We start from the raw sequence: 21,278 nt of genomic DNA on the forward strand, positions 1-21,278 counted from the left end.
AGACGCATCAGAGCGATTTCGCGAGCTGCGCTTCGCGCGCCGCGCGCAGCCTGGCGAAATCGTCGCCGGCGTGATGCGACGAGCGCGTCAGCGGGCTCGATGCCACCAGCAGGAAACCCTTGGTCTTGCCAATCGTCTCGAAGGACTTGAATTCCTCGGGCGTGACGAAGCGGATCACCGGATGGTGCTTTTTCGAAGGCTGCAGGTATTGGCCGATGGTCATGAAGTCGACATTGGCCGAACGCAGGTCGTCCATCAACTGCAGGATTTCGTTCCGCTCTTCGCCCAGACCCACCATGATGCCGGACTTGGTGAAGATCGACGGATCGAGTTCCTTGACCCGCTGCAGCAGCCGGATCGAGTGGAAATAGCGGGCGCCCGGCCGGACCTTCAGATAATTCGACGGCACGGTTTCGAGATTGTGGTTGAAGACGTCGGGCCTGGCCGCCACGACGATCTCCAGCGCGCCGTCCTTGCGCAGGAAATCCGGCGTCAGGATTTCGATCGTCGTCAGAGGCGTTGCCGCCCGAATCTCACGGATGACATCGGCGAAGTGCTGCGCGCCGCCATCGGCGAGATCGTCGCGGTCGACCGAGGTGATGACGACATGGGTAAGGCCCATCTGCTTGACGGCATGGGCGACGCGGGCCGGCTCGTCGGGATCGAGCGCGGTCGGAATGCCGGTGGCGACATTGCAGAAGGCGCAGGCGCGCGTGCAGATCTCGCCCATTATCATGAAGGTGGCGTGCTTCTTTTCCCAGCACTCACCGATGTTCGGGCAACCGGCTTCTTCGCACACGGTCACCAGCTTGTGGGATTTGACGATCTCGCGCGTCTCGGCATAGCCCTTCGAGACCGGCGCCTTGACGCGGATCCAGTCCGGCTTGCGCAACACCTCCTGGTCGGGCTTATGCGCTTTCTCGGGATGCCGCAGCCGCGGCGCGTTGGCGATCGTGTCGAGGACAATGACCATCTGAACCCTGGCTTTTTTCTCGCGACCGCCGTCGGCGATCGTCACTTTCACGTCATCTAGGACTTTTCAACACAAAGAAAAAGGCTGCAGCGGCGCATGCCGCCACAACCGTTTTCGCATAGCCGGAACGATATCGACTAGCGGCGCACCAGGCGACCGACCCAGATCAGCAGGCAGGCACCGATAAAGCCGGTGATCAGATAGGCGGTCCAGCCTACGCCGAACACGCCGATGTTGAGCGCCTGCAGGATGGCGTTCAGCACCACAGCGCCAAGGATCCCCATGATAATGTTCACGAATATGCCGGTGTTGCTCTTCATGACCATTTCGGCCAACCAGCCTGCCAGGCCGCCGATGATGATGGCTGCGATCCAGCCCACGCCGTTCAAGTGCATATGCCTTCTCCTTGCGCCAGTAAAAATGCATCCGGAAACGAACTGCCTCGCCGTCGCGACCCTGCGGCTTTCGAAGCTGAGTCTCCCGCGGCGAATCTATCATGCGTTCAAGGCGCGGCCATAGGCGTCGAGCACGCTTTCCTTCATCATCTCCGACAGCGTCGGGTGCGGGAAAATCGTGTGCATCAGCTCTTCCTCGGTCGTTTCGAGGTTCATCGCCACGACAAAGCCCTGGATCAATTCGGTGACTTCGGCGCCGACCATGTGCGCGCCGAGCAACTGACCGGTCTTCTTGTCGAAGATGGTCTTGATGAAGCCCTGGTCTTCGCCAAGCGCGATCGCCTTGCCATTGGCTGCGAACTGGAAGCGGCCGACGCGAATATCCCAGCCTTCGGCCTTGGCCTTGGCTTCCGTCAAGCCAACCGACGCGACCTGTGGATTGCAGTAGGTGCAACCGGGGATCTTGAGCTTGTCGATGGCGTGAACACCGGGGAAGTTCGCAATCTTCTCGACGCACACGACGCCCTCATGCTCGGCCTTGTGGGCAAGCATCGGCGGGCCGGCGACATCGCCGATGGCGTAAATGCCAGGCACATTGGTCTTGCCGTAACCATCGACGACAACGCAGCCACGGTCCGTCTTCACGCCGAGCGCCTCAAGGCCGAGATTCTCGATGTTGCCTTGGACGCCGACGGCCGAAATCATGCGGTCGGCTGATATCTTCTCGACCTTGCCGTCCTTCATCTCGACATGCGCGGTGACCGAGTTCGCCCCCTTCTCGACCTTGGTCACCTTGGCCTCGAGGATGATCTTCATGCCTTGCTTCTCGAACTGCTTTTGCGCGAATTTCGAGACTTCGGCATCCTCGACAGGCATCACAGCCGGCAGCAGCTCGACCACGGTCACGTCGGCGCCCATTGTGCGGTAGAAGGAGGCGAATTCGATACCGATTGCGCCCGAGCCCATCACCAGCAGAGATTTCGGCATCTCCTTGGGCACCATGGCCTCGAAATAGGTCCAGATCAGCTTGCCATCCGGCTCGATGCCGGGCAGCGCGCGCGGCCGCGCGCCGGTCGCCAGGATGATGTGCTTGGCGGTGTAGGTGCCCTCGCCCTTGACGCCTTTCGGCACCGGCGGCTGCGGCTCCATCGGCTTCTTGGCCGTCTTGGAGACCACGATCTCGCCGGGCTTCGACAATTTGGCCTCGCCCCAGATGACGTCGACCTTGTTCTTCTTCATCAGGAAGGCGACGCCGCCATTGAGCCTGAGCGACACTTTTCGCGACCGATCGACGACAGCGGCGGTATCGGCACTGATCTTGCCGCCGTCGAGCTTCAGGCCATAATCCTTCAGGTGATCCGAATAGTGCATGATCTCGGCCGAGCGCAGCAGCGCCTTGGTCGGAATGCAGCCCCAGTTCAGGCAGATGCCGCCCAGATGCTCGCGCTCGACGATGGCCGTCTTGAAGCCGAGCTGGGCGGAACGCACCGCCGCGACATAGCCGCCGGGACCGGAGCCGATGATGATGACGTCGTAGTTCTCAGCCACGGGTTTTTCTCCTTCAATCACAATTCCAGCATGACGCGCACGACTGACGTCAGCGCCTTGCCGATGTTTCGCGTGTTTTCGATGTCGAGGTGGACGCCATCGAGAGGTGTTGTTTGCGCCACCGTGCCAGCGTCGAAAAAGCCGCAACCGACTTCGTCGGCGAGTGCTGCGTATTGCGGTGCAAGCTGCTTCGAGGCGTCATCCCCGCCGGCGAACATCTCCTTGAAGTCGGCATTTTCGGTGCGACTGACAAGAGGCGGCGAAACGATCAGGATCTGCGGCGCCGGCCAGTCGAACGGATAATCGTGGCCACGCACGATGTCGATCAGCCGCTGGATGCCTTGCTTGGCGGCAACCGGCTTGCCATGGATCCACGGCTTCATGTCGTTGGCGCCGAGCATGATGACGATCAGGTCGATCGGCGCATGCGTCGTCAGCACCGTCGGCAGCAGCCGCGCACCGTTGCGGTCGGCTCCGGCCAGATGATCGTCGAAGGCGGTGGTGCGGCCGTTGAGGCCGTCGGCGATAACCTGAACGTCTTCGCCAAGTCCAGCTTGCAGCACGCTTGGCCAGCGATCCCCGAGCGCATGACGCCCGCCTTCGGCATTGTAGCCCCAGGTCAGCGAGTCGCCGTAACAAAGAACCGTCTTCATTCGTTCAACCCGCCTTTATGTCGGCCACATCGCGCTTCACGCGCCAGCGCACGAACAACCAATGGATGATGATCGTCACCAGGCCCGGCAGACCAAGACCGGCAACCACCGGCATGTCTCTCCTGACCACCGCGGCGCTGCTGTCGCTGTAGAGGATCAGCGCGACCAAGAGGAGAAGCAGCGCCACAAATACAATCAGCGTCCACTTTCCCGCCGTCGCCACGGCCGCGACCGGATCGTTCGTCAATTGCGCGACGAAGAAGACGAAGGTGACGACAAAAGTCACCAGCACCGAGAACATGAAGACGATGATGTATTCTTCCTCGGCGCCGGTGGCGACGGCCAACCATTGCGCGATCAGCCCGCCGGCCAACCCGGAAATGAGAAAGGTAAAAAGGCTGGTGAAGAATATCCGCACAGCCTTTTCCTTTCCTACACCAGCATGCCCATCGGGTTCTCGATCAGCTTCTTGAAGGCGACCAGCAGTTCGGCCCCCAGGGCTCCGTCGACCGCACGATGATCGGTCGACAGCGTCACCGACATCACGGTGGCTATCTTGATCTCGCCATTCCTGACCACCGCCCGCTCCTCGCCGGCGCCCACCGCCAGGATCGTCGCATGCGGCGGATTGATCACCGCGGCAAAGTCCTTGATGCCGAACATGCCGAGATTGGAGACCGCCGTGGTGCCGCCCTGATACTCCTCGGGCTTCAGCTTGCGGCTGCGGGCACGGCTCGCCAGATCCTTCATCTCGTTGGAGATGACGGACAGCGTCTTTTCGTCCGCATGCCGGATGATCGGCGTGATCAGGCCGCCGGGAATGGACACGGCAACGCCGACATCGGCATGCTTGTGCTTGACCATGGCGCTCTCGGTCCACGAGGCATTGGCATCCGGCACCGCCTTCAGGGCCATGGCCATCGCCTTGATCACCATGTCGTTGACCGACAGCTTGTAGGCTGGGGCCTCACCCTTGTCGGTCTTCTTCACCGGTGCGGCGGCATTGAGCTGCGTGCGCAGCGAAAGCAGCGCATCGAGTTCGCACTCGAGCGTCAGGTAGAAATGCGGGATGGTGGTTTTGGCTTCGACCAGGCGCCGCGCGATGGTCTTGCGCATGTTGTCATGCGGGACGAGGTCATAAGAGCCCTGCTCGAACAGCTTCAGCACCTGATCGTCCGACATTGCCTTTACTGCCGGCGCGGCGGCTACTGCGCCAGCCGGAGCCTTGGAGGCGGTCGCTGCCTTGGCACCACCGCCGGAGATCGCGGCATCAACGTCTGCTTTCACCACCCGGCCATGCGGGCCGGTGCCGGTCACGGCCGACACATCGACCCCCGCCTCCTTGGCGATGCGGCGCGCGAGCGGCGATGCAAAGGTGCGGTCGCCAGCCGCATGACCGTTGGCGGCCGGAGCTGCCGAGGCGGGCTCGGGCTTCGATGTCTCGGTCTTTGGCGCCTCGGGCTGCGGCACTTCAGCCTTGGCAGCTTCAGCCTTCGGTGCCTCGGCTTTCGCCGGCGCGGCATCGCCACCGCTCTTGGCGGCGGCGCCCGCATCCTCGCCTTCGGCGGCAAGCACGGCGATCAGCGCGTTGACCTTGACCCCTTCGGTTCCGGCCGGCACGACCAGCTTGGCAACCGTACCCTCATCGACGGCCTCGACCTCCATCGTCGCCTTGTCGGTCTCGATCTCGGCGATCACATCGCCCGGCGAAACCTTGTCGCCTTCCTTGACCAGCCATTTTGACAGATTGCCTTCTTCCATCGTGGGCGATAGCGCCGGCATGGTGATGTTGATTGGCATTTTGTCCTCCCGCCCGGTTCAGCGATATGCGACGGCTTTGACGGCCTCGATGACCTCGCCGACGTTCGGCAATGCCAGCTTTTCGAGGTTGGCCGCATAGGGCATCGGCACGTCCTTGCCGGCAATGGTGATGACCGGTGCGTCGAGGAAATCGAAAGCGCGCTGCGAGACCTGGTTGGCGATATGGTCGCCGACCGAATTCTGCGGGTAGCCTTCTTCGACCACGACCAGCCGGTTGGTCTTCTTGACCGAGGTGATGACGGTGTCGAGATCGAGCGGACGGATGGTCCTGAGATCGATGATCTCGGCCTCGATACCCATGCCGCGCAGCTCGGCTTCAGCCTTGACGGCATAGGTCATGCCGATGCCGAAGGAGACGATGGTGACGTCCTTGCCTGCCTTGTGGATGCGCGCCTTGCCGATCGGCAGCACGAAGTCGTCCAGCTTCGGCACGTCGAAGGACTGGCCGTAGAGGATCTCGTTCTCGAGGAAGATGATCGGGTTCGGATCGCGGATCGCCGCCTTGAGCAAACCCTTGGCGTCGGCGGCCGTATACGGCATCACGACCTTCAGGCCCGGAATGTGGCTGTACCAGGCGGCATAGCACTGCGAGTGCTGGGCGGCGACGCGGGCCGCGGCGCCGTTCGGCCCACGGAACACAATCGGCGCGCCCATCTGGCCGCCCGACATATAGAGCGTCTTGGCGGCGGAGTTGATGATCTGGTCGATCGCCTGCATGGCGAAGTTGAAGGTCATGAACTCGACGATCGGCTTCAGGCCGGCCATCGCCGCACCGACGCCAACGCCGGCAAAACCATGTTCGGTGATCGGCGTGTCGACGACGCGACGCGGTCCGAATTCCTGCAGCAGGCCTTGCGTGATCTTGTAGGCGCCCTGGTATTCGGCGACTTCCTCACCCATGACGAAGACATCGCCGTCGCGGCGCATTTCCTCGGCCATGGCATCGCGCAGCGCTTCACGCACGGTGGTCGAGACCATCTCGGTACCGGCCGGAATGTCCGGATTGGCGGCAATTTCCGTTTTCGGGGCAGCCGCGACGGGTGCGGCGGCTGGCTTTGCCACCTCCGCCTTGTCCTGGGCCGGCGCTTCCGCCTTTGCCGGCGCTTCCGCCTTGGCAGGAGCCGCGGACTTGGCGACATCGGCGGCGCTCTCGCCGTCCTGCAGCAGAACGGCGATCACCGCGTTGACCTTGACGCCTTCGGTGCCGGCGGGAACCACGATCTTGCCCAGCGTACCTTCGTCGACGGCTTCGACCTCCATCGTCGCCTTGTCAGTTTCGATCTCGGCGAGGACGTCACCCGCGACGACCTTGTCGCCCTCGTTCTTCAACCACTTGGAAAGATTGCCCTCTTCCATGGTCGGCGAGAGAGCGGGCATGAGAATTTCGATCGGCATGTCCTGGCCCTCCCCTTACAATACGATATCGGTCCAGAGCTCGGACGGATCCGGCTCTGCATCGTTCTGGGCAAATTCGGCGGCATCGGCGACGATGTCGCGAACCTCCTTGTCGATGGTCTTGAGCTCGTCCTCGATCGCCCACTTCTTCTCGATCAGCCGCGCCTTGACCTGCTCGATCGGGTCGTGCTCGGAGCGCATCTTCTGCACTTCTTCCTTCGACCGGTATTTTGCGGGATCGGACATCGAGTGGCCGCGATAACGGTAGGTCTGCATTTCGAGGATCAGCGGGCCATTGCCGGCGCGGCACCATTCGGTCGCGAGATCGCCGGCGGCCTTGACCGCGCGTACGTCCATGCCGTCGACCTGAATGCCGGGAATCTTGAAGGAAGCGCCGCGATGCGAGAAGTCTGTCTCCGCTGAAGAGCGCGAAACCGAGGTGCCCATGGCGTAGCGGTTGTTCTCGATGATGTAGATCACCGGCAGCTTCCACAGCGAGGCCATGTTGAAGCTTTCATAGACCTGGCCCTGGTTGGCGGCGCCGTCGCCGAAATAGGTCAGCGAGACATTGTTGTTGTCGCGGTAGCGGTTGGCGAAGGCCAGACCCGTGCCGAGCGACACCTGCGCACCGACAATGCCGTGACCGCCATAAAAATGCTTCTCCTTGGAGAACATGTGCATGGAGCCGCCCTTGCCCCTCGACAAGCCGCCGCGGCGTCCGGTCAACTCGGCCATCACGCCACGCGGCGACAACTCCATCGCCAGCATGTGACCGTGGTCGCGATAGGCCGTGATCATCTGGTCGCCGTCGATCAGCGCCATCTTCATGCCGGTGACGACGGCTTCCTGGCCGATATAGAGGTGGCAGAAGCCACCGATGAAGCCCATGCCGTAGAGCTGGCCGGCCTTTTCCTCGAAGCGGCGGATGAGCAGCATGTGCCGGTAGGCGGCAAGCTCTTCGTCCTTGGTGAAGTCAGCAGGCTTGGGTGCCGACAGACCGGATTTGCCGTCGGATTTCGATTTGGCAGGCGCTTTTCTGGCTGCGGTGGCCATGCATCACTCCCTGTTGGCGTCTCTTTGCGGACACTGGAGCAAGATGAACCTGCTCCGGGGAGATCGCCCTCCCCTTCGATTTATGGGAGGCTAACACGTAGAAAGGCGTTCCGCCATGTCGAAATTGCATAGCTGGCATGCACCTAAGCAATTAAAATCATTGAAAATATTGGTGATTAACCTGATATCGGTTATTTTGTCGGAGCCGGCAGCATGATGGTGATCTCATCGGCCTGGGACAGATTGAGCGCCTTACGCGCCTGCTCGTCGAGCATGTCCTTCTCCAGCGTGCCATCGTGCATGAGCTTGACGCGCCGCTCAAGCTCCATCCTGCGCGCCTTGATCGCATCGAGCTGACCCTGCAGCGCGGCCGTCTCGGCCTCCAGCTTGTATTTCGAATTGATGCCGAATTCGCCGTGATAGGCGTGGAAGCCGAAATAGGCCAGGAACACCACGCACAGCGAGGGAATGATCAGGCGCCCGGTGTTTCTCTGCTTGTGCTGACGCGTCCACATGACCGATTCCCCGTGGCCGCGAACTCAAACGGCTCGAAGCCTTTTTCACCTGATTGTGCTTAACGGACGGTTACGGGGGCCGCCCCAGGCCGGGCCTGAAATAAAAAAGGGCGGGATGTCCCGCCCTCTCCGTATCGACGATGTCCGGCCGGATCAGCTCTTGATCACCGATCTGCCGGCGTAACGCGCCTGCTTGCCGAGTTCTTCCTCGATGCGGATCAGTTGGTTGTATTTGGCCATGCGGTCGGAGCGCGACAGCGAGCCGGTCTTGATCTGCCCGCAATTGGTGGCGACGGCGAGATCGGCGATGGTCGAATCCTCGGTCTCGCCCGAACGGTGCGACATGACGGCGGTGTAGGCAGCCTTGTGCGCGGTCTCGACCGCGTCGAGCGTCTCGGTCAGCGAGCCGATCTGATTGACCTTGACCAGGATCGAATTGGCGACGCCCATGCGAATGCCGTCGCGCAGGCGAGCCGTGTTGGTGACGAAGAGATCGTCGCCGACAAGCTGCGTCTTCTTGCCGATCAGGTCGGTCAGATATTTCCAGCCTTCCCAGTCATCCTCGGCAAGGCCGTCCTCGATCGAGATGATCGGGTAGTCGGCGGCGAGCTTGGCGAGGTACTTGGCCTGCGCCTTGGGGTCACGCGTCTTCTTCTCGCCCTCGTAGACATAGTTGCCGTCCTTGAAGAACTCGGTCGCGGCGCAATCGAGGCCGAGCGCGATCTCTTCGCCCGGCTTGAATCCGGCCTTCTCGATCGATTCCATGATGAAGTCGAGCGCCACCGGCGCGCTCTTCAGGTTCGGCGCGAAGCCACCCTCGTCGCCGACATTGGTGTTGTGGCCGGCATCCTTCAGCTTCTTGCGTAGCGTGTGGAAGATTTCCGAACCCCAGCGCACGCCTTCGCGCAGCGTCGGCGCGCCGACCGGCAGGATCATGAATTCCTGGAAGTCGATCGGATTGTCGGCATGCGCGCCGCCATTGATGATGTTCATCATCGGCACCGGCAGGACATGCGCCTTGGTGCCGCCGACATAGCGATAGAGCGGCAGGCCGGCGGCATCGGCCGCGGCCTTCGCCACCGCCAGCGAAACGCCCAGGATGGCGTTGGCGCCGAGCCGGCTCTTGTTGGGCGTGCCGTCAAGCTCGATCATGGTCTGATCGATATGGATCTGGTTTTCGGCCTCCATGCCGCCGATCGCCTCGAACAGTTCGCCGTTGACAGCTTCGACGGCCTTGAGCACGCCCTTGCCAAGATAGCGGGCGCCGCCGTCGCGAAGCTCGACGGCTTCGTGGGCGCCGGTCGAGGCACCCGACGGCACCGCGGCGCGGCCCATCGAACCGTCTTCGAGAACGACATCGACCTCGACGGTCGGGTTTCCACGGCTGTCCAGGATTTCACGCCCGACAATATCGATGATGGCGGTCATTGCGATGTCCTCGATTGATCTGGAGAAAGGGTCGCGCCCGTCTTAGCCAAAGCGACGCAAAAGGCAATCGGGCGCTGGCCGAATATTGCCGTTCGCTCGATTCACGAAGCGCAAGTTTCCGTCATCATAAGTCATGCCACCAGACGCGCATTCCGGGTTATAGATGTTGTCGCGCGGGGCGAAACAGGAGGAGTTTCGCCATGTCTGAGTTGAGCGGTATCGTCAGTCTGTTCCTGATCGCCGCGGCGTTCCTGACGTCGTGCGACAATCAGCAGTCACCGCCAAAGGCCATCGCGCCTTTGCCGGCCTTGCACACTAGCGAGTAGCGTTGCGTTGAATCGAAAAGGGGGGCCGTCGAAACGACCCCCTTTTTCAATTGTGGCGTCAATGCCAATAGGGCCTGACTTTGTAATACTGATAGGATTCGTCGCGCGCGCTCTCGCCATCCGCGCCGGCCAGTTCGTTGATCGAATGGGCAGGCGCTGCCTTCAGCTGTTCCTTGGTGAAGGGCACGACATAGCCGCCCTTATCCTCGTCGTAGTCGAGGCTCGCCCATGGAATGGCATGGTACTTTTCGCTGATGCCGAGAAAGCCGCCAAACCCGATCACAGCGAACATGATGCCGTTCGACGTCTTGTCGAGCATGACGTCCTCGATGCTGCCGATGCTGTCGCCTTGGGTGTTGTAGACGCTGGTGCCGATCACCCGCGAAGCGGCAATGGCTTCGGTGTGGCCTGTCTGGGTTGTCATAATCATACTCCTCGTTGTCGTTGAACTCTGCCTGACAATGAGGGGCGTCGGCGAAAGTTCCCGACTTTTTTGGCGGCTGCCTGATCACTCCGCGAGGATGAAAGTCACCTTCATGTTGACGCGATAGGCCGCGATCTTGCCGTCCTCGACAACGATCTTCTGGTCCTGAATCCAAGCGCCCTCGACGTTCTTCAGGGTCTTCGAGGCGCGCGCAATTCCCTGCTCGATGGCGTCCTGAAAGCTCTTGCTGGACGACGAGGTGATTTCGGTGACGCGGGCTACGGACATGGCTTCCTCCTGCCAAACGCTTATTTGCCGGACAAGCGTACAACTGGGGCTTGTTTGCTACAAGACGTTGGCTTTTCAGCCCTTTGCAATCCTGTCGAAGGCCATCAGCCGTTCCAGAAGTGCCGGCATGTCTTTCAGCGGCAGCATATTCGGGCCGTCGGACGAGGTCGAATTGTCAGGGTCCTGGTGGGTCTCGATAAAGACGCCGGCAACCCCAACGGCAACGGCCGCGCGGGCCAGCGTCTCGACAAAGCGGCGCTCGCCGCCAGACGACCCGCCCTGCCCGCCCGGCTGCTGCACCGAATGCGTGGCGTCGAAGATCACCGGGGCGCCGATCTCGGCCATGACAGGCAGAGCGCGCATATCCGACACCAGCGTGTTGTAGCCGAAAGAAGCGCCGCGCTCGGTGGTCAGCACATTGGCATTGCCCGAACCGGTGATCTTGGCGACCACGTTCTTCATGTCCCAGGGGGCAAGGAACTGCCCCTTCTTGACATTGATGACCTTGCCCGTCCTTGCGGCGGCGACCAGCATATCTGTCTGGCGCGACAGGAAAGCCGGTATCTGCAGCACATCGACATGCGGCGCAACGATCGCGCACTGTTCCTCGGTGTGAACATCGGTCAGCACGGGAAGCGAGAATTCCTTGCGCAATTCGTCGAAGACCGGAAGTGCGGCGTCCATGCCGGCGCCTCGCGTCGCCGACAGCGAAGTGCGGTTGGCCTTGTCGTAGCTCGTCTTGTAGACGAGGCCGATGCCGAGCCTGCCGGTCAGTTCCTTCAGCGTACCGGCCATGTCGAAGGCGTGCTGGCGCGATTCGAACTGGCATGGACCGGCGATCAGCGCCAGGGGTGCCGCATTGTCGAAGACGACATTGCCGACGGTTACCGACGAATTGGGCGCCAGGGGGTTGTTCATTGTATCTCCCGAAAGATGAAAGCCGCGCCCTGCCCGGATGCCGGCCGCACGATGATGTCATTGCCCGACATATCGTGCTGGATGGCATTGGCCGCAAGCAGGCTTGCGGCGGCGCCAATGTCACGGATCGAAAATATCACGGCCGCGAAGCGCAATTCCGATGGCACCCCGGCCGGTATTCCAAAGCGCGCCGTGAAAGAGGCGGCGTCCAGCACGGTCAAGACCACATTCGGCAGATGAAAAGCGCCGCCTTGCGCATCGGCGGACGGGTCGTTGACCGCCACTGAAATCAGCCGGTGCTGCTCGGCGGGAGCGCCGCTGATTGCAATCACCTCGACAATTCCGTCGACGCCATTGGGGTGAGCCTGCAATGCTGCACGGTCCACTTTCGGCGCATTGATGCGCTGGCAGGCAAAAAGAAATGCGTCCGTTTGGCCATGAGCCGCAGCAAAGGCGAGTTTGAACGACGCCGTGTCGCTTTTCCCCGCCGTGTCGGTGAAGGCTCGCGAGAACCTCAGCGTGTCTCCCGCCGACAGGCCGGCTTCGACATAGCGTTCATGGTCGCCATCGGCATTGTCCGTGCCAAGAACCACCGCGGAAAATCCCTCATCGCCACGACTTTCGCGATAAAGGCAGTCGCGCGCGACAAAGACATTGCCCTCGGCGCAGGCCCTCGCCGCCGCTTGCCGATCACCGATCGCGAGCGGCTCCAGATAGGTGCCGTCGGCGAAGAAGACACAGCAATTTTCCGTACCGAACGGATGGATGCCTGCCGGCGCAACGACGAAGCCAAGTGCGTTGAGCCGGGCGCGCGCCGCATCGAGGCTCTGCGTCGGCAGAACCAGATGATCGAGCGGATGAATGCCTGATGAGGTCATGGAAGCGCGATGTGCATCATTCGGAAGATCGGTTCAAGACTTGATCGCCGGCGGCGGCATCGCGTGGACTTTGCCTTTGGCGTCGCGCTGGCCGAATTGAGGGCCTGGCGGAAGGCCAATAACCTTCCCGGCGGCCTTCACGTGCTGCCCGGCTACTTCATGGGGCGCCGCGAACGGCACCTTCTGGAGCAAGCGCTGGATCAGCTTCCGGCCACGACATCGGCGGAATAGCGCAGTTCGCGCATTGGTTTGACCTTGCTGGTGGTCTGCGCATAGAGCGGGTGCGCCTTGTAGGCGGCCAGCGCCGCATCATCGGCGAATTCCGCGTAGACAACGACATCGACTTCATCCGACAGCGGGTCGACCTTGGTGTTCAACGTGACCTCGAAGAGGCTGGAATGAGGAATATCGCCAAGCGCCAGCAGACCCGTGCGAACTGCTTCCACATCTTCCTTGCGCCCTGCGCTGAAGAAAACGATATGCCGGATCAATCCCGCCTCCTCGATCTGAATGTCGGGGTCTTTTGTGACGGCGGTCTCTTCGCGTCAACCGGTCATGGCGCCACGCGTCCTTGCGACGCGCCTCGACCGATGCTGGACCTCAGCTGCCCAATTTGAAGGGGATGTCTAGGTCTTGCCGGTGACGTAGCGGACCGCATGGGAAACCTCCCTGACCGTGACGTCGAGATACCGGCCCTGATTGTAGAGGCCATCCCAGATCAGGAAGAACGCGATGGCGGCAATGACAATTACATAACGCATGGCTAAAGCTATCGCACCAGCGCTGCTGCTGCCATAGGGGTTTTTGATTTCGGGCTGCAGCAACCTTACACAAGGCGTCGGATGCCGGCGCCGCGTGGCACAGTTCAGCTCTCGGCATGCCTCTTGAAGTTCCCCCTCATGACGTGGAAGATTGTGGCAGGCATTCACTGGAAGCGCTGAAGCTCTGGCCAAAAGGGGTGTGCGCTTTGTTCGAGCCCGCCTGTCGCCGGATTCGCAAGCTGCCGGTCGAGGCAAGGCGTTCGAACCCGGCGGATGATCCAAGAGAACCGTGGCTCGGCAATTGCACCGACACCACGGAGATCCAGGGGCATGGAATGGGACACGGGGAACATCACGGCATAGCGCCGGGCGACGCGGTCAGGCTCGATGAATTCAACTTCGCCGAGATCGTCAAGGGACTGCCGGCCAAGGCGCGCATGGTACTGTCGGCGGCCATGAACTTGCCGCGCGGTTCGCTGAAGGTCAGAATGCCGGACGGCCGCGCCGTTCTCGTCGGCGGCAAGGCGCCGGGTCCCGACGCCGAACTCGTGCTCAAGAACTGGCGCTTGCCGGGCCGCGCCTTTTCGGGCGGCACGATCGGCGTTGCCGAATCCTATATGGACGGCGATTGGGAAAGCCCTGACGTCACCAGCTTCCTCGAACTGTTCGTGGTCAATTCGGCGATTGGCGAACGCGTCGCGGGCGGCGCCAACTGGCTCATCAACACGGTCCAGCGCATCCGCCACTGGTTCAACGAGAACACACGCACGGGGTCGAAGCGCAATATTTCGGCGCATTACGATCTCGGCAACGCCTTCTATAATGAATGGCTCGACCCGAGCATGACCTATTCCTCGGCGCTTTATGCCAATGGCGCCGATGATCTCGAGAGCGCCCAGGCCGCCAAGTACAGGGCGCTGGCCAGGGATACGGGTATCGGCGGAAAGGATCATGTGCTGGAGATAGGCTGCGGCTGGGGCGGCTTTGCCGAATTCGCGGCACGCGAAATCGGCTGCCGGGTTACCGGATTGACCATCAGCCGCGAGCAGCATGACTTCGCCAAGGCGCGCATCGCCAGGGCCGGGCTGACGGACAAGGTCGACATCAAGTTGCAGGATTACCGCGACGAAACCGGCACCTACGATCGCATCGCCTCGATCGAGATGTTCGAAGCGGTCGGCGAGAAATACTGGCCGGTATTCTTCTCCAAGATGAAGACCTGCCTGAAGCCTGGCGGCACTGCGGGCCTCCAGATCATCACCATCAACGAAGCCGCCTACGACACCTATCGCGCCAGGCCGGATTTCATCCAGCGCTACGTCTTCCCGGGCGGCATGCTGCCAACGCCGTCCATCTTGAAGTCGCTTGGCGCCACGCATGGCCTTGCCCATTTACGCGAACACGTTTTCCCCGAGGACTATGCCCGCACGCTTGCAGAATGGCGCCAGCGCTTCCGGGAGTCGTGGGAGAAGATCGTGCCGCTCGGCTTCGACGATCGTTTCAAGAAGCTATGGGAATTCTACCTGCATTACTGCGAGGCCGGTTTCCGCACCAGCTATATCGACGTGCGCCAGGTGGTCTACAAGGCGTAGGCTGGGCACGCACGTCGACTTCCTTGCCAATGCGAATATCTGGCATGATCTCGACATCGCCCTTTTGAAGCATTGGCTTCGTGGCTGACTAGGGGCCTGGAGATGCGGCCAAGACTGACCGCATCCGGCTTTGACGGCCTTATCCGAGAAGGATGCGGTATCTGGCAAAACCAGCTTCACCCTCGCCGGCCGGCTCGATCTTCAGCGACTTCACATCGGCAATGAAGTCCTTTGCCTTGACACCTGTTTCGAAGACGACGCTGGTTCCCGGCAACGGCGCGAACGACCAGTTGCCATCCGCCGAGGGGTTGATGGTGCCTTGGCTGACGACGTAGCGGACGATGACGTCGCGGTTGGTGTCCGGCGCCTCGTAGATGATCTTCGAGGCATTGATGTCGGGAAAATTGCCGCCGCCGCCGGCACGGTAGTTGTTGGTCGCAACGACGAATTTCGCGACTGGATCAATTGGCTTGCCGTCGAATTTCAGGTCGACAATGCGATTGGAACCGGCATTGGCGATCCCGCCCTTGGCATCGTATTTCGGCGGCTGCGACAAGTCGATCCTGTAGCTGACACCGTCGATCACGTCGAAATTGTAGGATGGGAATTCGGTGTCGATCAGCGGCTGGTCGGCCTTCCCTGCCTCGATCTTCTTGAAGATGCCGGCCGACATCTCCAGCCATTCCTTCACCTGCGCACCAGTGATCTCAACCGCGCGAACCGTGTTCGGATAGAGATAGAGGTCGGCGACGTTCTTGATTGCGATATCGCCCACCGGCACGTCGGTGTAGTAGTCGGCGCCGCTGCGCCCGCCGGCCTTGAAGGGCGCCGCCGCCGACAACATCGGCACGTCCTTCCACTGGGTGCTCTTCAGGATATCCTTGAGATACCAGCTCTGCGCCTGGTTGACGATTTGCACCGACGGATCATCGGCCACCAGCGCGAAATAGGAATAGAGTGGAGCCGAGGTCTTGCCGACAGGGCGGCGCACATAGGCGAGCGTCGCCTCGTGGTCCTGCTCGAGAGCGGCGATGATGCGCTTGTCGTCCGGGACAGTCGGCTTGTTCTTGTTGTCGACCCGCTCGAAGATCGGCCGTGCCTCCGATGTCGCCGAGACCACTTTCCACTTCGACCCGTCGCGTTCCAGCATCAGGTCGATCAGGCCCATATGCGAGCCCCAGAAACCGCCCATGACGGCGGGCTTGCCCTGCAGCGTCCCCTTCTGGGCGTCAACGCCCTCGAGCGCCTGGAAATCCTTCTTGCCGGGGAAGACCAGGTGCTGGTGGCCGGTGAAGACCGCGTCGATGCCTTCGACACCGGCGACGAAGAACGAGGCGTTCTCCATCATGTCGCCCTGCTTGACGTCGATGCCGGAATGCGAGAGCGCGATGACGATATCGGCGCCCTCCTCCTTCATCTGCGGCACCCAGGCCTTCGCCGCCTCGACGATGTCGCGCGTCTTGACGTTGCCTTCGAGATTCTTGAGGTCCCAGACCATGATCTGCGGCGGTACGAAGCCGATGATGCCGATCCTGATCGGCTGCTCCGCGCCTGACCCGTCCTTGATCTTCTTGTCCAGGATTATGTAGGGCTTAAGGTAGAGCTTGTCGTCGCGTGGGTTGGCGGCAAGCACGGTGCCCCGGATCAGATTGGCGCAGACAAACGGGAAATTGGCGCCGGCCAGCACCTTGTCCAGAAAAGACAGGCCGTAGTTGAACTCGTGGTTGCCAAGTGTCGAACACTCGTAGCCGAGCAGGTTCATGCCTTTCATGATCGGATGGAGATCGCCCTCCTTCAGCCCCTTCTCATAGGCGATGTAGTCGCCCATCGGGTTGCCCTGCAAAAGGTCGCCATTGTCGATCAGCATCGAATTGGCGGCTTCCTTGCGCACCGCATCGATCAGCGACGCCGTGCGCGACAGGCCCATCGTGTCATTGGCTTTGTCGGCGTAGTAATCATAGGGCAGCACGTTCACATGGATATCGGTGGTTTCCATGATTCTCAGATGCGCCTGGTTGGCCTGCGCACGGGCGGAGAAGGGATGAAGCATGATTAGCGCCCCTGTGACGGCGGCCCCCGCAAGGAGACCACGGCGAGAGACGGGATGGAGCAGTTGCGACATGGTTTCTCCTTCTTCGACGACCTGACAAGCCCTGCCCCGAAGCGAACTTCGCGCCGAAATCGGCTCAAGTCCACTCAAGAAGTCGCACGCATCGGCACGCCAATCCATCAGCAACAGATGACGGCCAGATGAAAAGCGCGGTGAAGAAAGTCAGCTCTTGTCGTCGTCACCCTGTGTGATCAGCCGGGCGCTGCGCTGGCCTGTGACGTATATCCATAGCCAGCTCAGCGAAACCGCAAGCCGGTTGCGGAAACCGATCAGGAAATAGATATGGGCGATGCCCCACAGCCACCAGGCGAGCCAGCCGGTCAGCTTGATCCAGCCGAAATCGATCGCGGCGGCGCGCTTGCCAATCGTCGCCAGATCACCGGCATGCTTGTAGTGGAAAGGCCGCGGGCTCGTATCGCCGGCAAGCCTGGTCCTGACGGTCGCGGCAACATGCCGTCCCTCCTGCTTGGCGGAAGGCGCCACGCCGGGCACCGGCCGTCCGTCGGGCCGCAGCACAAGTGCTGCGTCGCCGATGACAAAAATTTCCGGGCTTCCGGGCACGCTGAGATCAGGCTCGACCAATACCCTGCCGGCCCGGTCCGCCTTCGCTCCCAGCCATTCGGCGGCTGGCGAAGCGGCAACCCCGGCTGCCCACAGGATCGTGCGGGCCGGCAGAACCGTGTCGCCAAAAACCACGCCTTCGGCATCGCAGCGCGTAACGGCCCGGCCAAGTTCGACCACAACACCAAGCCGTTCCAGCGCCTTCCCGGCATAATCGGAGAGCTTCGGCGCGAAATTGGCCAGAATGCGGTCGCCGGCCTCGATCAGCACCACGCGCGTCTGGCGCGTATCGATGTTGCGGAATTCGCCGCGCAGCGTGTCATGTGCCAGTTCGGCAATGGTTCCGGCGAGTTCGACGCCGGTCGGCCCGCCGCCGACGATGGCAATGGTCAGCAGCGCCTGGCGCCTTGCGGGGTCGGGTTCCCGCTCCGCCTGCTCGAAGGCCAGAAGGATGCGGCGCCGAATGGTGGTGGCGTCCTCCAACGTCTTTAGGCCCGGCGCGAAAGGCTCCCATTCGTCATGGCCGAAATAGGCATGGCGTGCCCCGGTGGCGAGCACCAGCGTATCGTAAGTGACGGCGCTGCCGTCCTCCAGCAAAACACGTCTGCCGGTCCGGTCGACCCCCGTGACATTGGCCAGCAGCGTGGTCGCATCCTTGCGCTTGCGCAGGAGATGGCGGATCGGCCAGGCCACCTCCGAGGTCGCCAGCGCCGTGGTTGCCACCTGATAGAGCAGCGGCTGAAACAGATGATGGTTGCGCTTGTCGATCATGGTGATGCGCACCGGCACGCCAGCCAGAGCGCGGGTGAATTCGAGGCCGCCGAACCCGGCACCGACGACGACGACATGATGTCTGGCATCGCTCATTTCATTCACCCTTGATGGGCAAAATTGCCTGGCTAGATGTAGGTGGTTTTGTGCAATGCAACAATGGCGGGACAGTGTGCGAGACTCGTCGTTCCATGTCGTGAATGCACATGTTGTATCGTATCGCGAGGTATAGCGTCATCGAACACGAGATGAGGTGAAGCATGGCTAAAGATCATGACGAACAGGGTCCGGCACAGTATGCCTCGTCGCCCTGCTTCATGCATGAACTCGATCCCGCGTTCCAAGCACCGCTCAGCGACTGGACCGACGTCAGACGCTGGCGCAAGGCCGAGCGTGAACGCCTGATCGCGGCACGCCTTGCCGTTTCCGCCGATGCGCGAACGGCAATGTCGCAACGCATTGCGGAAGGCCTCGACGCCGTGATCGGTGGCATGGCAGGCCTGATGGTCAGCCTCTACTGGCCGTTTCGCGGCGAGCCGGATTTGCGGCCATGGATGGCGTCGATCAACGCGCACGGCGGCCGCACCGCGTTGCCCGTCGTCGTCGAAAAGGGTCAGCCGTTGATCTTTCGCGCCTACAAACCGGGCGACCGCCTGGAAAAAGGTGTCTGGAACATACCGATCCCGGCCGAAGGCGATCCAGTGCTGCCGGACATCGTCATCTCACCCATTGTCGGCATTGATCCCGCAAGCTATCGGCTGGGCTATGGCGGCGGCTTCTTCGACCGCACGCTGGCCGCCATGTCGTTCAAGCCATTGGTCATCGGCGTCGGCTACGAATTGCAGCGCATCGCCACCATCTATCCGCAGTGGCACGACATCCCCATGGACCGGATCGTGACGGAGGCTGCCACGGCGTAAGTTGGAGCCGGTTTCGAAGCTCGTTCATGAAAGAGGTTTCGGACGGGCGCTAGGCCATTTCCGGCTTCAGCCCCATGGCCGTCCGGTCGACGATTTCGCGCAAGGCGAAGGACGAGTTGATCTTCGTTACATGCGGCATCGCCGACAGCCATTCCTTGTGAATGCGCTCATAGTCGACGAGATCCTTGGCCGCGACCCTCAGGATATAGTCGTACTCGCCCGACATCAGGTGGCACGACAGCACATTCGGACAGCGTTTGATCGCCGCCTCGAAGTCCGACAGCGTCTTCTCGAACTGGCCGGACAGGGATATGTGGACGATTGCAGTCATCTGGTGGCCAAGGGCTGCGTTGGAAAGCCGGGCGTGATAACCGCGGATGGTTCCGGATTTTTCCAGATTGTCGAGCCGGCGCGAGCAGGCCGACTGCGACAGGCCGACCTTTTCGGCAAGGGCTGCGTTCGGCATCCGGCCATCCTTCTGCAATGTCTCCAGAATGGCGATATCAATCCTGTCGAGCGGCATTCTTCGTGATTCCTGCGAATATCAGTGTATTTTGCGCAACGATTATCGAAGGACGCGCTCTCCTGCAAGCGCATTCGCAAACACCTGCGCGCCGATTCATGGTTCACTGAAGCAATACAGGGAGTGAGCCCCAGAGGGCCCGGATCAGGAGAAGAAAATGCGCGTCGGATGCCCCAAGGAAATCAAGAATCACGAATACCGTGTCGGCCTCACGCCGGGCTCGGTCCGCGAATATGTCGCCCATGGCCATGAAGTATTGGTCGAAGCCGGCGCAGGCGCCGGCATCGGCGCCGATGACAACGCCTATCGCGCCGCCGGCGCCACCATTGCCAAGACGGCAGCCGACGTGTTCGCCAAGTCGGACATGATCGTCAAGGTCAAGGAACCGCAGCCCAGTGAATGGGCGCAGCTGCGCGAAGGCCAGATCCTGTACACCTATCTCCACCTGGCCCCGGATCCGGAGCAGACCAAGGGCCTGCTCGCTTCGGGCGTGACGGCAATCGCTTACGAAACCGTGACCGACGATCGTGGCGGGCTGCCGCTGCTGGCGCCGATGTCGGAAGTCGCCGGCCGCCTGTCGATCCAGGCCGGCGCCACGGCGTTGCAGAAGGCCAATGGCGGCCGCGGCGTGCTGCTTGGCGGCGTACCCGGCGTGCTGCCAGGCAAGGTCACCGTGCTCGGCGGTGGCGTCGTTGGCCTCCACGCGGCCCGCATGGCCGCCGGCCTTGGCGCCGACGTGACCATCATCGACCGCTCGATCCCGCGGCTGCGCCAGCTCGACGACCTCTTCGCCGGCCGGGTCCACACCCGTTACTCGACAGTCGAGGCGCTCGAGGAAGAATGTTTCTCGGCCGACATCGTCGTCGGCGCCGTGCTCATCCCGGGCGCTGCCGCACCGAAGCTCGTCACCCGCGAAATGCTGTCCGGCATGAAGAAGGGCTCGGTATTGGTCGATGTCGCCATCGACCAGGGCGGATGCTTCGAGACCTCGCACGCGACCACCCATGCCGAGCCGACCTACGAAGTCGACGGCGTCATCCACTACTGCGTCGCCAACATGCCAGGTGCCGTGCCGGTCACTTCCGCCCATGCGCTGAACAACGCGACGCTGCATTACGGCCTGCAGCTCGCCGACAAGGGCCTGAAGGCCCTGGTCGACGACCATCACCTGCGCAACGGTCTCAACGTCCACAAGGGCAAGATCACCAACCGCGCGGTCGCCGAAGCGCTCGGCTATGAACTGGTCGAGCCGAAAGCAGTGCTAGCGGCCTAATACACCCAGAAAAAGTCAACTTATACTCTTGCCCGCCGGTTTGCTCCGGCGGGCTTTTTCTTTGGCGATGATGCGCCAAATCTGCTTCCCAGAAGATCCATTGAAGCACGTGCCGTAAGGGCACTTCGCCCCCCATTGTTGCATTTTTGTCA

At 61.7% G+C, this 21,278-nt stretch carries 24 protein-coding genes; 5 read left to right on the forward strand and 19 right to left on the reverse strand.

The features are described 5' to 3' along the window. Positions 1 to 7 precede the first annotated feature (7 nt). The 10 genes from lipA to eno form a co-directional block, all read right to left on the reverse strand. Positions 8 to 973: a lipoyl synthase gene (lipA, locus tag FJW08_RS19070; protein ID WP_140811925.1), complete on the reverse strand. Its 966-nt coding sequence runs from the start codon at positions 971 to 973 to the stop codon at positions 8 to 10. Between the two features lie 137 nt (positions 974 to 1,110). After that, positions 1,111 to 1,368 (reverse strand): GlsB/YeaQ/YmgE family stress response membrane protein, encoded by a 258-nt coding sequence (locus tag FJW08_RS19075; protein ID WP_140811861.1) that lies wholly within the window; start codon positions 1,366 to 1,368, stop codon positions 1,111 to 1,113. A 99-nt stretch (positions 1,369 to 1,467) separates the two neighbouring features. After that, entirely contained in the window at positions 1,468 to 2,916 is a 1,449-nt protein-coding gene (gene lpdA / locus FJW08_RS19080) for a dihydrolipoyl dehydrogenase (RefSeq protein ID WP_140811862.1), read from the reverse strand. A 17-nt stretch (positions 2,917 to 2,933) separates the two neighbouring features. Next, positions 2,934 to 3,569, reverse strand: a complete 636-nt coding sequence (locus FJW08_RS19085) for an SGNH/GDSL hydrolase family protein (RefSeq protein ID WP_140811863.1) — start codon at positions 3,567 to 3,569, stop codon at positions 2,934 to 2,936. Between the two features lie 4 nt (positions 3,570 to 3,573). Beyond that, on the reverse strand, positions 3,574 to 3,987 hold the full coding sequence (locus FJW08_RS19090) for a hypothetical protein (protein WP_140811864.1): 414 nt from the start codon (positions 3,985 to 3,987) through the stop codon (positions 3,574 to 3,576). 14 nt (positions 3,988 to 4,001) lie between these two features. Further along, the gene (locus FJW08_RS19095; RefSeq protein WP_140811865.1) at positions 4,002 to 5,369 is read right to left on the reverse strand and encodes a pyruvate dehydrogenase complex dihydrolipoamide acetyltransferase; all 1,368 of its coding nucleotides are present in this window, start codon (positions 5,367 to 5,369) and stop codon (positions 4,002 to 4,004) included. Positions 5,370 to 5,387: 18 nt separating this feature from the next. Continuing rightward, entirely contained in the window at positions 5,388 to 6,785 is a 1,398-nt protein-coding gene (locus tag FJW08_RS19100; RefSeq protein ID WP_140811866.1) for a pyruvate dehydrogenase complex E1 component subunit beta, read from the reverse strand. A 15-nt stretch (positions 6,786 to 6,800) separates the two neighbouring features. Further along, on the reverse strand, positions 6,801 to 7,838 hold the full coding sequence (gene pdhA, locus FJW08_RS19105; RefSeq protein WP_140811867.1) for a pyruvate dehydrogenase (acetyl-transferring) E1 component subunit alpha: 1,038 nt from the start codon (positions 7,836 to 7,838) through the stop codon (positions 6,801 to 6,803). Between the two features lie 191 nt (positions 7,839 to 8,029). Then, a complete protein-coding gene (locus FJW08_RS19110; RefSeq protein ID WP_140758634.1) occupies positions 8,030 to 8,353 on the reverse strand; it encodes a septum formation initiator family protein in 324 nt (107 codons plus the stop codon). A 153-nt stretch (positions 8,354 to 8,506) separates the two neighbouring features. Next, on the reverse strand, positions 8,507 to 9,781 hold the full coding sequence (eno, locus tag FJW08_RS19115) for a phosphopyruvate hydratase (RefSeq protein ID WP_140811868.1): 1,275 nt from the start codon (positions 9,779 to 9,781) through the stop codon (positions 8,507 to 8,509). 200 nt (positions 9,782 to 9,981) lie between these two features. Here eno and FJW08_RS33290 point away from each other — a divergent pair, with 200 nt between their 5' ends. Beyond that, on the forward strand, positions 9,982 to 10,107 hold the full coding sequence (locus tag FJW08_RS33290) for a hypothetical protein (RefSeq protein ID WP_140758632.1): 126 nt from the start codon (positions 9,982 to 9,984) through the stop codon (positions 10,105 to 10,107). Between the two features lie 58 nt (positions 10,108 to 10,165). Here the strand turns inward: FJW08_RS33290 and FJW08_RS19125 are convergent, their stop codons facing one another. The 4 genes from FJW08_RS19125 to FJW08_RS19140 all read right to left on the reverse strand — a co-directional run bounded on the left by FJW08_RS19125 (position 10,166) and on the right by FJW08_RS19140 (position 12,615). Next, entirely contained in the window at positions 10,166 to 10,531 is a 366-nt protein-coding gene (locus tag FJW08_RS19125; protein WP_140811869.1) for a PRC-barrel domain-containing protein, read from the reverse strand. Positions 10,532 to 10,615: 84 nt separating this feature from the next. After that, complete coding sequence (locus tag FJW08_RS19130) at positions 10,616 to 10,819, reverse strand: dodecin family protein (RefSeq protein ID WP_140758630.1); 204 nt, start codon at positions 10,817 to 10,819, stop codon at positions 10,616 to 10,618. Between the two features lie 75 nt (positions 10,820 to 10,894). Next, positions 10,895 to 11,737 carry a 3-deoxy-8-phosphooctulonate synthase gene (gene kdsA / locus FJW08_RS19135; protein ID WP_140811870.1) on the reverse strand — a complete coding sequence of 281 codons (843 nt, stop codon included), beginning with the start codon at positions 11,735 to 11,737 and terminating at the stop codon, positions 10,895 to 10,897. Beyond that, on the reverse strand, positions 11,734 to 12,615 hold the full coding sequence (locus tag FJW08_RS19140) for a VOC family protein (RefSeq protein WP_140811871.1): 882 nt from the start codon (positions 12,613 to 12,615) through the stop codon (positions 11,734 to 11,736). Before FJW08_RS19140 ends, kdsA begins: the two co-directional genes overlap by 4 nt. 9 nt (positions 12,616 to 12,624) lie before the next feature. Here FJW08_RS19140 and FJW08_RS19145 point away from each other — a divergent pair, with 9 nt between their 5' ends. Continuing rightward, positions 12,625 to 12,846, forward strand: coding sequence for a hypothetical protein (locus tag FJW08_RS19145; protein WP_140811872.1), 222 nt, complete (start codon positions 12,625 to 12,627; stop codon positions 12,844 to 12,846). Here FJW08_RS19145 and FJW08_RS19150 read toward each other — a convergent pair. Both FJW08_RS19150 and FJW08_RS33295 read right to left on the reverse strand, forming a co-directional pair. Next, positions 12,816 to 13,106, reverse strand: a complete 291-nt coding sequence (locus tag FJW08_RS19150; protein WP_140758627.1) for a Dabb family protein — start codon at positions 13,104 to 13,106, stop codon at positions 12,816 to 12,818. The genes FJW08_RS19145 and FJW08_RS19150 overlap by 31 nt on opposite strands. Positions 13,107 to 13,241: 135 nt before the next feature. Then, positions 13,242 to 13,376 (reverse strand): hypothetical protein, encoded by a 135-nt coding sequence (locus tag FJW08_RS33295; protein ID WP_263489212.1) that lies wholly within the window; start codon positions 13,374 to 13,376, stop codon positions 13,242 to 13,244. A 335-nt stretch (positions 13,377 to 13,711) separates the two neighbouring features. Between FJW08_RS33295 and FJW08_RS19155 the strand changes: the two genes are divergently transcribed. Then, on the forward strand, positions 13,712 to 14,968 hold the full coding sequence (locus FJW08_RS19155) for a cyclopropane-fatty-acyl-phospholipid synthase family protein (protein WP_140811873.1): 1,257 nt from the start codon (positions 13,712 to 13,714) through the stop codon (positions 14,966 to 14,968). A gap of 139 nt (positions 14,969 to 15,107) precedes the next feature. Here the strand turns inward: FJW08_RS19155 and FJW08_RS19160 are convergent, their stop codons facing one another. Continuing rightward, entirely contained in the window at positions 15,108 to 17,090 is a 1,983-nt protein-coding gene (locus tag FJW08_RS19160; RefSeq protein WP_140811874.1) for a bifunctional 2',3'-cyclic-nucleotide 2'-phosphodiesterase/3'-nucleotidase, read from the reverse strand. A gap of 150 nt (positions 17,091 to 17,240) precedes the next feature. Further along, a complete protein-coding gene (locus tag FJW08_RS19165; RefSeq protein ID WP_140811875.1) occupies positions 17,241 to 18,506 on the reverse strand; it encodes an NAD(P)/FAD-dependent oxidoreductase in 1,266 nt (421 codons plus the stop codon). 164 nt (positions 18,507 to 18,670) lie between these two features. Between FJW08_RS19165 and FJW08_RS19170 the strand changes: the two genes are divergently transcribed. Continuing rightward, positions 18,671 to 19,330, forward strand: coding sequence for a 5-formyltetrahydrofolate cyclo-ligase (locus tag FJW08_RS19170; RefSeq protein WP_140811876.1), 660 nt, complete (start codon positions 18,671 to 18,673; stop codon positions 19,328 to 19,330). Between the two features lie 49 nt (positions 19,331 to 19,379). On the opposite strand, the gene FJW08_RS19175 is transcribed toward FJW08_RS19170, so the two are convergent. After that, positions 19,380 to 19,853: an Lrp/AsnC family transcriptional regulator gene (locus FJW08_RS19175; protein WP_140758622.1), complete on the reverse strand. Its 474-nt coding sequence runs from the start codon at positions 19,851 to 19,853 to the stop codon at positions 19,380 to 19,382. 157 nt (positions 19,854 to 20,010) lie between these two features. On the opposite strand from FJW08_RS19175, the gene ald reads away from it, so the two are divergent. After that, a complete protein-coding gene (ald, locus tag FJW08_RS19180) occupies positions 20,011 to 21,126 on the forward strand; it encodes an alanine dehydrogenase (RefSeq protein WP_140811877.1) in 1,116 nt (371 codons plus the stop codon). The last annotated feature ends 152 nt before the right edge of the window (positions 21,127 to 21,278 follow it).

Source organism: Mesorhizobium sp. B3-2-1 (assembly GCF_006439515.1).
Taxonomy (GTDB): domain Bacteria; phylum Pseudomonadota; class Alphaproteobacteria; order Rhizobiales; family Rhizobiaceae; genus Mesorhizobium.